Consider the following 10,842-nt stretch of genomic DNA (forward strand, 5'->3'; position numbering starts at 1 on the left):
GCCGCGCACGCCCTTCCGGACGTGCGGCAGTCGCCGTGGCAGACGGGATAGAATCGAGCTTGCCCCGAGCCCGAACTCCAGCACCATCCACGTAGAGCCGTCGTCGATGAATCTGTCCCTAAAACAACTCAAGGTTTTCCTCGGCGTCGCGAACGCATCGAGCTTCACGAAGACCGCGCAGAGCATGCATCTGAGCCAGGCGGCGCTCTCCGCAATCATCCGCGAACTCGAAACGCAATTGAATTGCCGGCTGCTGGAACGCACCACACGCACGGTTTCCCTCACCGACGCCGGGCGAGTGTTCTACCCCACGGCCATGGCTATCGTCGAGTCGCTCGAAAAGTCGGTGATCGAACTCAACGAACTCGGCCGCCAAAAGCAGTCGTCGCTGCTGATCGGCTGCACGCCGATGATCGCCGCGAGCCTCATGCCGCCCGTGCTCACGCGCTTTGCCGAAGTCTACCCGGCTTCGCATATCGAACTCGTGGACCGGAACCCGACCGAGCTGCTCCAGATGGTCGAGGAAGGTCATCTCGACGCCGCGTTCGGCGTTTTCTTCTCGCAGATTTCCGGCATCGACCGCGTGCCGCTCTTTCCCACGCGCCTCGTAGCCGTGTCCAGTACCGACGAAGGCGCGCCGCGCCGGGGCTCGGGCATTCGCTGGACGGCGCTCGAAAACCAGCCGCTCATCACGCTGCCAAAGGACAATCCGCTGCAGCGGCTCATCGAGGCAACGCTGTCGAAGGAAGATGTGACCGTGAGCCGCCGCATCGTCGTCGGTCACCTGCAAACGGCCATCGCGATGGCGCAGGAAGGCCTCGGCACGGCGGTCATGCCGCAGTTCTGCGAGCACATCTGCTACCGCTATCGCGTACGTATCGACGCGCTGCGCCCCGAAGTGCCGCTCTCGTTCTATCGCATCACGCGCACCGGGCGCGACACGATGGCCACGCTCGACCAGTTCACCACGTTGTTCACCGCGGCCGCGAAGGAAGATCCGACGGGTCTCATCGATATCGAAGAAGACTGAGGCGCCCGTGCCTCATGAATCACGCGAAGCAAAGCGACCCGGCCGAAGCGGCGATTTCGCGCGCGGCCTTCGCGCCTTCCACCTGCAGAAGGGTCGGCAGCGAGACGCCGTTCTTCGCGGCTGTGACTTCTGCGAGGATCGAAATGGCAATTTCCGGCGGTGTGCGGCTGCCAATGTAGATACCCACCGGTCCGTGAAGACGCGCGAGCTCGGCGTCGCCCAGATCGAATTCCCTGAGCCGCTCGCGCCGCGCCGCGTTGTTGCGCCGCGAACCCAGCGCGCCCACGTAAAACGCGGGCGTTTTGAGCGCCTCCATCAGCGCGAGGTCGTCAAGTTTGGGGTCGTGCGTGAGCGCGATGACGGCGCAACGCTCGTCGAGGCGCATGTCGAGCACGGTGTCATCCGGCATGGTGCGCACGAGCGCAGTGCCAGGCACATCCCAGACGTCCGTGTATTCCTCGCGCGGATCGCAAACCGTCACGTGATAGTCGAGACCGGTCGCAATCGGACATAGATAGCGCGAGAGCTGCCCCGCGCCGATCACAAGCATGCGGTAACGCGGGCCGTGAATTGTGATGAAGCGCTTACCGTCGAACAGCACGCCTTCAGTTGCACGTGCCGCTGTCAGTGTGGCTGAGCCGCTCGCCATATCTAGCGTGCGGGCCACCAGTTCGCCCGCCTCCACGCGCTGGCACAGCGCAGCGATGCCCCCGGCGTCTTCGGTGCCGGCCAGAGGCTCCAGCACGAGTTCAATGGTGCCGCCGCATGGCAGTCCGAAGCGATGTGCCTCATCGGCGCTGATGCCGTAACGGACCGACTGCGGCCGCCCCTGAATCACGCCATGCTGACGCACGCCTTCGATCAGATCGTCTTCGATGCAGCCGCCCGACACGGAGCCGCTCACCACGCCGTCGTCGCGCACGACGAGCATCGAGCCTTCCGGCCGGGGCGACGAGCCCCACGTTTTCACTACTGTCACGAGCAACACGCGGTGCCCTGCGCCGAGCCAGCGCGTGCATGCGCCGAGCACTTCCAGATTGACGCTGTCCATCATCGCCTCCTGCTTGCCACGCCTCATCAGCCCGCGCCGGAGCGCGATGCAAAGAAGCAATAGCAATCCGAACGCGATACAGATACCGGCACGACACGGCCGGCCTGCGCGAGTAGTGTAAACAAGCACCCCTGAGCGGGGAATCAGCGATTCTTTATCGATTCATCAAGACCGCCGATCAATGGGCGAATGGGCGAATGGGCGGCCTGTCCGGCCATGCCATGACGCGAGCAGTCGCTGCACTCCTTGTTATTTCGCTCGGTTGCGCCATCCGGTTACAGCTCTCAGCTTCTTTTTCGGAACGAACTTACGCGGCAACTCGTGCCGGCAATTTTCTTTTCATCACTGCGCGCTCAACGCAAGCTCAAGCAGAAAAATTCCCAATCGATGTAACCGGCGCCCGGCATCCCGCGAATTAGCGTGTGTATCCGCGACGGATACTTCCATCCCAACTACTGGAGAACACTCATGTCCGCAAAGACTACTGTCAGTTCCGCCCTTCTCGCCGGCGCCGTTGCAAGCCTGCTCGCTTCGGTCGCTCACGCCGCGCCGCTCACGAAGGCGGAAGAAAGCGCCGCCATCGCCGCGCATAAGGAAAAGTGCTACGGCGTCGCACTGAAGGGACAAAACGACTGCGCCGCGGGTCCCGGCACGACCTGCCAGGGTACGTCGGCGATGGATTTCCAGGGCAACTCGTGGAAATTCGTCCAGGGCGGCACGTGCACGAGCATCCAGGTGCCGGGCGGCGGTCACGGCTCGCTTACGCCGATCAAGTCCTGACCACGACGAGAGAAAAAGCGGGACGGCCATGAACGCTTCCACTCGATCAGCAGCGGCCCATTTGTCCGGCCGTCCCGGCCACGCAACGCCCGGTACGGCCTGGCTCGCTGGCACCAGCTTCAAGCACGAACACCTCACGGCGATCCTCGACGACGGGCTGCAAGACAGCTTCTTTGAAGTGCACGCCGAGAACTATATGGGCGCGGGCGGCGCGCCTCACCGCGCCCTGAAAGCGATTCGCGAGCGCTATCCGGTTTCGCTGCACGGTGTGTGCATGTCGATCGGCGGCCCGGGTGAACTGGACACCCTCCATCTCGCGCGTTTTCGCGAGCTGGTCATGCGCTACGAACCCGCGCTCGTCTCCGAGCATCTCGCGTGGTCGTCGCACGGCGGCACATTCTTCAACGACCTGCTGCCGCTGCCATACACAAAGGCGACGCTCGATAAAGTCTGCCAGCACATCGATCAGGTGCAGGAAGCCATTGGACGCACGATGCTGCTCGAGAATCCGTCGACGTACGTGGCCTTTGCCTCGTCTACGATGAGCGAGACGCAATTCATCCGCGCTGTCGCCCAGCGCACGGGCTGCGGGCTGCTGCTTGACGTCAACAACGTCTTCGTTTCGGCGACAAACCACGGCTATTCGGCGAGCACTTACCTGGCGGACTTCCCGCTCGAACACGTTGGCGAGATTCACCTGGCCGGTCATAGCGACCAGCAGGACGACGAGCTCGCACCTTTGCTCATCGACAGCCACGACCGCGAAGTCGCCGCCCCAGTTTGGGCGCTCTACCGCGACGTAATCGCGCGTACCGGACCGCTGCCGACGTTGATCGAATGGGATAGCCAGTTGCCTTCATGGCCGGAACTGCGCGCTCAAGCGCACGCTGCCCGGCAGATTATGGCCGGGTGCGCGTCCCAATTCGAACCGGGATCCGATGTACCTCCTCCTGCGCGAGCCTGCCATGGTGCATGAACAACACGGGAGCGACTACGCTTCCCGTTTTGCGCCGGGACTGATGAATCCCGACCTGGCCGCGCCAGAAGGTGTCGTGGCGACATACGGAAAAGGCGTCGTCAGACGCTACAACGTCTATCGCAACAACGTCACGGTTAGCCTCATCGACGCGCTAGCCGCAATCTATCCGGCCGTGCAGCGCATCACGGGTATCGAGTTTTTCCGCGCGATGGCGCGGTTTCACGTGCGCGCCACGCCGCCGGCTTCGCCATTGCTCTTCGAGTACGGCCGCGATTTTCCATCGTTCATTGAAAGATACGAGTACGCGCGCGATATGCCCTGGCTCGCCGATACAGCACGCATCGAGCGTGCATGGCTTGATGCGTATCACGCTGCGGATGTCGCGCCGCTCGAGGCCGACGCGTTCGCGAGTATCGACTCAGGTTCTCTCGCGCACGTTCGCTTCGTCGCACATCCCGCCGCACGCATCGTGCGCTCGCGTTATCCAGCCGTCGCAATCTTCGCCATGAACCGGGCGGACGCCCCCATCACTGCGTTGCGTTCGAGCGATGCTGAAGACGCGCTTGTTACGCGGCCGGACGGCGATGTGATCGTCTCGCGGCTGCCAGCAGGCGGTGCCGCGTTTCTTGCCGCGCTGATTGAAGGCGTGCCACTCGGCGCCGCCGCACAGGCAGCCTTCGAGGAGACCGACGCCTTCGACCTGTCGGCCAACCTCGTCGCGATGATTGCGTCCGGCGTATTCACCGCAGTTCAACTGGGAGTGATCAAATGACTCCGCAAGACTCCAGGCTGCCCTTCCCGGCAAACCTCGCGCACACAATCGGGCGTGCACGGCGCTTCATCGAACGGCTCGCGCAGCCGACGCTTGTGCAGCTCGTGTTGCGCTTCGCACTGGCCGTGCCGTTCTGGAAATCCGGCATCCTCAAATGGCACGGATTCCTGCAGCTCAACGACACGGCCATCTATCTCTTCACGGACGAGTTCAAGCTCCATCTGCCGGGCGGCCCGTATCCGTTTCCCGCACCGGCCGTGTTTGCGTTCCTGTCCGCCTGTGGCGAAGTGTCGTTCCCGGTGCTGCTCGTGCTCGGACTCGGCACGCGCTTCGCCGCCGCGGGCTTGCTGCTGATGACCTGTATCATCGAGCTGACCGTGCCGGACGGTTGGCCTATCCACATCACGTGGGCGGCCATGGCGCTCGGTATTGCCGCATGGGGTCCTGGCGCAATATCGATCGACTACCTGCTTGGGGACCGCGCGCACCGGTCATGAAGACGCGAGATCTGGTCAGTCAGCTTGCGAGCGAGGCCTCGCCCGTCGAGCATGACGCAGTGCCGAGGCTGCTCAACCGCGCGCTGATCCGTGGCCTGGCCGGTAGCGCAGCCCTGCTTGTCGCGCTATACGGCGTGCGTAGCGACATGCCCGAGCTGATTCTCACGACAATGTTCTGGGTGCGGCTCGCATTCCCGCTCGCCGTCGTCGCTACCGCCATGAAGCTCGCGGAACGACTCGGCCGTCCCGGCGCACCGATCAAACTCGCCTCGTTCGCTGTGGCACTGCCTATCGCAACGATGCTGTTCTCCGCAGGCAGCATCCTGCTGGCAACGCCACCCGGCTATCGTCTTCAATTGATGCTTGGTACGACGTGGCGCACGACGACGGCAAGCATCGTGTTGCTGTCGCTTCCTTCGCTTGCGGCAATGATGCTCGCGATGAAGCAACTCGCGCCGACACATCTCGCACTGGCCGGCGCGGGCTCAGGCCTTTTGGCCGGAGCACAGGGTTTGCTCGTCTACTCGCTGTATTGTTCGGAGATGGCAATACCGTTTTGGGGGGTCTGGTACGTGCTTGCAATCATCGTCACGACCGCCGTTGGCGCGGTCATCGCGCCGCGCTGTCTACGCTGGTAACACGCATAGCGACGTTGATCGGTGCAGCAGTACGACGATGCGGCCGGCGTTGAGTCATCATCGCCAGTGCCGTCTCGAGCTTGCTAGTCACGTTCAGGTAACCATTCCGACGATGGAACATCTCCGTGTCAGGCACCTGCGCTGCAGAGTATCAAGGCGCAGCCTCAAGGAAACCAAGATAGCTATAAGTTGCTTCCGGGTCGGTGCTTGCAAAGATACACCGGGCATCGATTGAATTGAGCGTCTCAACACTCCTTCGCTGGTTGGAAACGAAAGTCCACTGGCTCGCCGAAGTTTCGCCGGCCACGCGAGCCCGGGATTCCTCCATTGCGTTCAACGCCGCGTCCCTATCGACCTTGAAAACCGAGAATCCTTCATTCGCGAGAGCACAGTGCCTCAGTCCCAACGCGTTGCATATGTCGTCCTTTCTGGGAGCGTCCACAATGTCTGCCAGGCGCGCCTGCTTTATCAGCTCAACGGTGGCCGCGTCCATCAATCGTCCACTGGCCAGGTAGAGCGGCTTTTCAGCGGTCCACGCGTCTGGTGGACAAGATTTCGTCGAAGGAACCAACTCGAGCGACGGGTTTACCTCAGCCGGGTAAATGCGGCAGACTCTGGGCCGTTTCTCGTATGCACCGCATCGCATATCGTCGAGGAGATTCGGGCATGGCCCGTTGAACGAGGCCACGAAAGTCGCGATGATGCGTATAGGAAGATCTCCGCACATAGCGGGGAACGATCGGCCCCTTTTGTGTGCGGCCTGCAAATTGTCGCCTGGAGGTTCGCCTGGCCACGGGATTGCTTCTACGAATATCTCAAGCTCACCATCGTCCATCAACCAGCTTTCCGCCTCACTCAGGCTTAGTGGAAGCCGCAGATCATGACAGCATTTTCCGCAAAGTGTGCATGAGAAGTGAATCGACTTGGAATCCATCCTGGGAACCCTGATTGAGCAATTTTGCTTAAAGGCTTTATACGCTTGTCAGCGGCTAAACGCCCGCTGCGTCGACAGCAAGTTCGCTGCGAACAGAGTTCTGGTTACACCCGGTTCAAAAAATCGCTTAGCGTGGCTTGTTCAGCAATGCGTACACGGGTCGCAACAAGCCGTCGAGCAACTCGCGCTCTGGTCTGGCGCGCGCGAGGACCCGAATTCCAAGCAACATGCTCAAAAGCGTCCGGGCAATATCGTCCGCCGATTGCTGATCCGATATCTCGCCGCTGCGCTGCCCGGCCAGAACACAGCGTCGAAAAAACGCCTCGACTTGCACGAGCACGCCGGCAATTGTCTCTTGAAACTCCGGGTCGTGTGGCGCAACCTCGAGAGCGGAATTGACGAGCAGGCACCCCTTCCGATCCTTATCGGAGATCGAGCGCTCGACAATCTCCTGGAAGAACGAAGTGATCGCATCCTTCGGTGGCAGATGTTCGAAGCGGGATACCCGATCGCCGAAGCTCTGTGCAACATAATGCGCCAGCGCCTTTCGAAAGAGTGATCGCTTGTCCCCGAATGCGTTGTAGAGACTCGCTCCCGTGATACCCATGCTCTGCGCGAGCTCCCGCACCGATGTCGCTTCGTATCCGTGAACCCAGAAGCGGTGAACCGCTGCGTCAAGCACGGCATGTTCGTCAAACTCGCGCGGTCGAGCCATTTTGTCCTCTTCTCACCTCTGATGGCCCATCGGCCGAAATTGCATGTACGACATCGTTCGGCTATTCTAAAGCAGTTGCTCTAAAATCAGTTTCTCCGACTGGCAAGCCGAATCTCGATGTGCAAACCAACCGTACTTATCCTGACAGCCCGCGTAATTGTATTGAAAGGCCATGATCCACTTCTACTTTCACCCAACACCTAATCCGGCAAAAATCGCGCTTTTCCTCGAAGAAACCGGGCTCGCATACGAACTGCGGCCTGTCGATACCAAGAAGGGGCATCGGTCATAGCCTGGGCGACGAACCCAGCAGGTCTGATGGACAGCGGAAATCCCAACGGGCTTCGCACTCACTGTCACAGAACCACTGTCATGAAAATCACCCAGCAGCGAGTCCTGATTACCGGCGGCTCAAGTGGCATCGGCCTGCCCGGCGGAATTGATATCCTGGTGAGCAACGTAAAGGCAGGAAACCGCGAAGACCCGGGCGCGCTGGCGCGCCGTTTCTCCGCTCTCAAACCCCAGTTCGCGCAAGCCGTTCGCGATCACTCAGCGTTGTAGCGCTGGAGAAGACTTTTGTACAACGCGGAACATCGTCTGAAAGCCGCCTTCAAGGCCAGCCTCGAAGGCGACGCAGATGCCTATCGAGACTTTCTCGCTGAGTTGACACGTCATCTTCGCGCTTATTTGCGCAAGCGACTTCCTCACTTTCATGACGATGTCGAGGATTTGGTCCAGGAGATTCTCCTGGCCGTGCATAATGCGCGTCATACATACAGGCTTGGTGAGCCGCTGACGGCGTGGGTACACGCAATTGCGCGTTACAAGCTGATGGACTTCTTCCGGGCACGCGCACGAAAGGATGCCCTGACCGATTCGATCGACGACCACGCGGATATTTTCGCGGCTGCCGACGATGAGCCTGCCGACGCGCGGCGAGATATCGGCAAGTTGCTCGCGGACCTGCCAACCAGGCAAAAAATGTCGATTTTGCATGTCAAGCTACAAGGACTGTCTGTCGCGGAGGCAGCACGCTTGACTGGACTTTCGGAATCCGCCGTGAAGGTCAGCGTCCACAGAGGCTTGAAAACGCTTGCAGCCAGAGTGAGAGGCACCGTTTGAACACCGAAGAACTTGTCACCCTTCTCGCAACGCGGGCAGATCCCGTCGACCCAGGCATAGCGGCGCGCCGGTTCGCCCTGGCGCTACTCGTCGCAGCGCTCGGGTCATTACTGCTGATGAAGGGCGTATATGGTCTGCGTCCCGACTTGTCGTTTGCGGCGCAGACCGGGCTCTTCTGGGCGAAGTTCGCTCTACCTGCCTGCATCTCGATCGGCGCACTCGCCGCTACCAGCCGTCTCTCGCGGCCCGGCGTTAAAGCGGGTAGAGCATGGTGGGTCGTCGGCGCACCCGTCGTACTGGTCTGGGTTGCGGGAGCATTGCTGGTAGGCGCCGCCGCTCCAGAGGACCGCTCGTCGCTAATCCTGGGAATTTCCTGGCGGTCGTGTCCGTTCAACATCTTGCTGCTCTCGATCCCGGGATTCGTGACGGTATTCCTTGCTGTAAAGGGACTCGGACCGACCAACCTGCGATTGGCCGGCGCTGCCGCCGCTTTACTGGCTAGCTCCATCGCCACGATGGTGTATTGCTTTCACTGCCCGGAGATGAGCCCTGCCTTCTGGAGCATCTGGTACATAGCGGGAATGGGTCTTGTCTCAGCAATAGGTGCGATGGCCGGGCCAAAACTTTTGCGCTGGTAGCTGCATAATGCGGTGACGGAATCTCGTATCCTGCAGCATCTCGTAGCGGCACTGTCCGGCAACGGACTGGGAGTTCACGACGCAAACCGGCCGTTACCGCAACTCCCTTACAATGACGTTTTGCACAGCGACTCGAATGCGCCTGTATTTTATGTCATATAGTGATCTTTTCCCGTCTGGACCTCGAAGAATGCGGGCAGGCCTATGACACCGAAACCCCGGAAAGTGACCGAAAAGGTGACGAGGGCCGACCTCGAGGAGCTTTCGGAGTTCCGGTATCGTCTCAGGCGATTTTTGCGGGTGTCGGAGGAAATCACGCACGCGGAGGGCGTGACGCCGCTTCAGTACATGCTGATGCTGCATACACGCGCCTTCCCCGACCGCGACTGGGCTACCGTAGGCGAGATCGCGGAACGGCTGCAGGCGTCGTCGCATGGCACCGTGGCGCTCGTCACGCGTTGCGAGGCGGCCGGACTTGTAGTCCGCGTGCCCAGCGCCCACGACCGCCGTGAGGTGCAGGTACACCTCACACAGGAAGGCGAACGCTGCCTGCTGAGGCTCGCCGCGTTGCACAAGTCGGAGGTGCAGTCTTTTGGCTGGGCATTCAGGGAGGAGAGAGAATAGCGCCCGCCATGGCCGGTCCCGCTCGATCCTCGCCGGTGAAGGCGCAAGACCACACTGGCCAGCCGGCTAGTGGCGATAGACCAGGTCGGCGCGCCGGTTCTGGGCCCACGACGCCTCATCGTGCCCCTGGGCGACCGGCTTCTCCTTGCCAAGGCTCACCGCTTCGAGCTGGGAGTCAGGCACACCGAGCGTCTCGAGTTCGTGCAATACAGCCTCCGAGCGGCGCTGGCCGAGCGCAAGGTTGTACTCATCCGTGCCCCGTTCATCCGTGTTGCCCTGAATCAGCACATGCTGCGCCGGATGGCTTCGCAAATAGTCGGCGTGCGCGTGCAGCAACTGTAGATAGTCGCCCTTGACCGTGTAGCTGTCGAAATCGAAGTACACGCTGCGCTTCGCCAGCGGACTGTTCGGATTATTGAGCTCGTCCATTGTCGAGGTCGATCCGGTGACCGGCTGCGAGGTGGCTGCGTTCATGTTCGCCATGCCGGACGATTCAGGCGCCTTCGTTGCCGAGTGACAACCCGCCAGCAGCGCAAGCAGCAGGATGGCGATAAACGATCGATTCAGGCTCATGACGGGCTCCGGAACCAGGTTGAAGCGCGAAGCATCAATACTCGGATTTCGCGGTCCAGTCTAGACATAAATTTCCTGGACCGCCACCGTATTTCGCCCCCGGCAACGCCGCGACGCCTTGTATTCACCCAGGCAGCCTTCAGGTTCAACGGTTTAAGTTTCGCTTAAGTTTTCCCGGCTAAATTTGGCGAAATGTCATGCCGTGACCTATCATTGCAGTATGCTTTCAGTGAGCAGTGTGCGTGATCCCATGACATTGTTGTGTCCTCAGCTTGTCGGACGGAAACGTCCGGTTGCCGTCCGTGGCAGGAGCGGCAACTCATTTCACCCAGCGTCCGCTGGGTTTTTTTTTGATCGTTCATATGCGCGCAACGTCCACCTCGCCCACATCCCGCTCACGCATGAGCGCGCCCGAGTTGCGCGCGACCGTCTCGCTCGCGGCGATCTTCGCGCTGCGCATGCTCGGTCTCTTCATGATCATGCCGGTGT

14 protein-coding genes and 1 pseudogene are annotated in these 10,842 nt (G+C 61.0%); 11 read left to right on the forward strand and 4 right to left on the reverse strand.

What is annotated here, in order from left to right; genetic code table 11:
• The first annotated feature begins 106 nt into the window (after positions 1-106).
• Positions 107-1,030, forward strand: a complete 924-nt coding sequence (locus C7411_RS35665) for a LysR family transcriptional regulator (protein WP_110388835.1) — start codon at positions 107-109, stop codon at positions 1,028-1,030.
• 19 nt (positions 1,031-1,049) lie between these two features.
• Here C7411_RS35665 and C7411_RS35670 read toward each other — a convergent pair whose 3' ends face one another.
• Positions 1,050-2,081 carry an XdhC family protein gene (locus C7411_RS35670; RefSeq protein ID WP_110388836.1) on the reverse strand — a complete coding sequence of 344 codons (1,032 nt, stop codon included), beginning with the start codon at positions 2,079-2,081 and terminating at the stop codon, positions 1,050-1,052.
• A 468-nt stretch (positions 2,082-2,549) separates the two neighbouring features.
• Here C7411_RS35670 and C7411_RS35675 point away from each other — a divergent pair, with 468 nt between their 5' ends.
• From C7411_RS35675 to C7411_RS35695, 5 genes are read left to right on the forward strand one after another with little or no spacing between them, the layout of a single operon-like run.
• Positions 2,550-2,861 carry a BufA1 family periplasmic bufferin-type metallophore gene (locus C7411_RS35675; protein WP_110388837.1) on the forward strand — a complete coding sequence of 104 codons (312 nt, stop codon included), beginning with the start codon at positions 2,550-2,552 and terminating at the stop codon, positions 2,859-2,861.
• Positions 2,862-2,889: 28 nt separating this feature from the next.
• On the forward strand, positions 2,890-3,837 hold the full coding sequence (bufB, locus tag C7411_RS35680; RefSeq protein WP_110388838.1) for an MNIO family bufferin maturase: 948 nt from the start codon (positions 2,890-2,892) through the stop codon (positions 3,835-3,837).
• On the forward strand, positions 3,827-4,612 hold the full coding sequence (locus C7411_RS35685) for an HvfC/BufC N-terminal domain-containing protein (RefSeq protein ID WP_110388848.1): 786 nt from the start codon (positions 3,827-3,829) through the stop codon (positions 4,610-4,612). The genes bufB and C7411_RS35685 overlap by 11 nt, the downstream gene beginning before the upstream one ends.
• A complete protein-coding gene (locus tag C7411_RS35690) occupies positions 4,609-5,109 on the forward strand; it encodes a DoxX family protein (protein WP_110388839.1) in 501 nt (166 codons plus the stop codon). The genes C7411_RS35685 and C7411_RS35690 overlap by 4 nt, the downstream gene beginning before the upstream one ends.
• Positions 5,106-5,747 (forward strand): DUF1109 domain-containing protein, encoded by a 642-nt coding sequence (locus tag C7411_RS35695; RefSeq protein WP_110388840.1) that lies wholly within the window; start codon positions 5,106-5,108, stop codon positions 5,745-5,747. The genes C7411_RS35690 and C7411_RS35695 overlap by 4 nt, the downstream gene beginning before the upstream one ends.
• Positions 5,748-5,898: 151 nt before the next feature.
• On the opposite strand, the gene C7411_RS35700 is transcribed toward C7411_RS35695, so the two are convergent.
• Complete coding sequence (locus C7411_RS35700) at positions 5,899-6,681, reverse strand: YkgJ family cysteine cluster protein (protein ID WP_110388841.1); 783 nt, start codon at positions 6,679-6,681, stop codon at positions 5,899-5,901.
• Positions 6,682-6,808: 127 nt separating this feature from the next.
• A complete protein-coding gene (locus C7411_RS35705; RefSeq protein WP_110388842.1) occupies positions 6,809-7,396 on the reverse strand; it encodes a TetR/AcrR family transcriptional regulator in 588 nt (195 codons plus the stop codon).
• A 172-nt stretch (positions 7,397-7,568) separates the two neighbouring features.
• Between C7411_RS35705 and C7411_RS38530 the strand changes: the two are divergent.
• The 5 genes and pseudogenes from C7411_RS38530 to C7411_RS35725 form a co-directional block, all read left to right on the forward strand.
• Positions 7,569-7,682: pseudogene (locus C7411_RS38530) on the forward strand (thioredoxin domain-containing protein); the annotation flags it as partial.
• Between the two features lie 86 nt (positions 7,683-7,768).
• Positions 7,769-7,957 carry a hypothetical protein gene (locus tag C7411_RS37240; RefSeq protein ID WP_133253757.1) on the forward strand — a complete coding sequence of 63 codons (189 nt, stop codon included), beginning with the start codon at positions 7,769-7,771 and terminating at the stop codon, positions 7,955-7,957.
• Positions 7,958-7,972: 15 nt separating this feature from the next.
• Positions 7,973-8,518, forward strand: a complete 546-nt coding sequence (locus tag C7411_RS35715) for a sigma-70 family RNA polymerase sigma factor (RefSeq protein WP_110388843.1) — start codon at positions 7,973-7,975, stop codon at positions 8,516-8,518.
• Positions 8,515-9,156, forward strand: coding sequence for a DUF1109 domain-containing protein (locus tag C7411_RS35720; protein WP_110388844.1), 642 nt, complete (start codon positions 8,515-8,517; stop codon positions 9,154-9,156). The genes C7411_RS35715 and C7411_RS35720 overlap by 4 nt, the downstream gene beginning before the upstream one ends.
• 204 nt (positions 9,157-9,360) lie before the next feature.
• Entirely contained in the window at positions 9,361-9,780 is a 420-nt protein-coding gene (locus C7411_RS35725) for a MarR family winged helix-turn-helix transcriptional regulator (protein ID WP_110388845.1), read from the forward strand.
• 66 nt (positions 9,781-9,846) lie between these two features.
• On the opposite strand, the gene pal is transcribed toward C7411_RS35725, so the two are convergent.
• Complete coding sequence (gene pal, locus C7411_RS35730) at positions 9,847-10,353, reverse strand: peptidoglycan-associated lipoprotein Pal (protein WP_110388846.1); 507 nt, start codon at positions 10,351-10,353, stop codon at positions 9,847-9,849.
• Positions 10,354-10,842: the final 489 nt, after the last annotated feature.

This window comes from Paraburkholderia silvatlantica (assembly GCF_003096715.1).
GTDB classification, from domain to species: Bacteria; Pseudomonadota; Gammaproteobacteria; order Burkholderiales; family Burkholderiaceae; genus Paraburkholderia; species Paraburkholderia silvatlantica.

Excerpts from the sequence above, each read along its gene's own strand:
- C7411_RS35665 (WP_110388835.1), top strand. The coding sequence starts at position 107 with ATGAATCTGTCCCTAAAACAACTCAAGGTTTTCCTCGGCGTCGCGAAC.
- C7411_RS35670 (WP_110388836.1), bottom strand. The coding sequence starts at position 2,081 with ATGGACAGCGTCAATCTGGAAGTGCTCGGCGCATGCACGCGCTGGCTC.
- C7411_RS35675 (WP_110388837.1), top strand. The coding sequence starts at position 2,550 with ATGTCCGCAAAGACTACTGTCAGTTCCGCCCTTCTCGCCGGCGCCGTT.
- bufB (WP_110388838.1), top strand. The coding sequence starts at position 2,890 with ATGAACGCTTCCACTCGATCAGCAGCGGCCCATTTGTCCGGCCGTCCC.
- C7411_RS35685 (WP_110388848.1), top strand. The coding sequence starts at position 3,827 with ATGGTGCATGAACAACACGGGAGCGACTACGCTTCCCGTTTTGCGCCG.
- C7411_RS35690 (WP_110388839.1), top strand. The coding sequence starts at position 4,609 with ATGACTCCGCAAGACTCCAGGCTGCCCTTCCCGGCAAACCTCGCGCAC.
- C7411_RS35695 (WP_110388840.1), top strand. The coding sequence starts at position 5,106 with ATGAAGACGCGAGATCTGGTCAGTCAGCTTGCGAGCGAGGCCTCGCCC.
- C7411_RS35700 (WP_110388841.1), bottom strand. The coding sequence starts at position 6,681 with ATGGATTCCAAGTCGATTCACTTCTCATGCACACTTTGCGGAAAATGC.
- C7411_RS35705 (WP_110388842.1), bottom strand. The coding sequence starts at position 7,396 with ATGGCTCGACCGCGCGAGTTTGACGAACATGCCGTGCTTGACGCAGCG.
- C7411_RS37240 (WP_133253757.1), top strand. The coding sequence starts at position 7,769 with ATGAAAATCACCCAGCAGCGAGTCCTGATTACCGGCGGCTCAAGTGGC.
- C7411_RS35725 (WP_110388845.1), top strand. The coding sequence starts at position 9,361 with ATGACACCGAAACCCCGGAAAGTGACCGAAAAGGTGACGAGGGCCGAC.
- pal (WP_110388846.1), bottom strand. The coding sequence starts at position 10,353 with ATGAGCCTGAATCGATCGTTTATCGCCATCCTGCTGCTTGCGCTGCTG.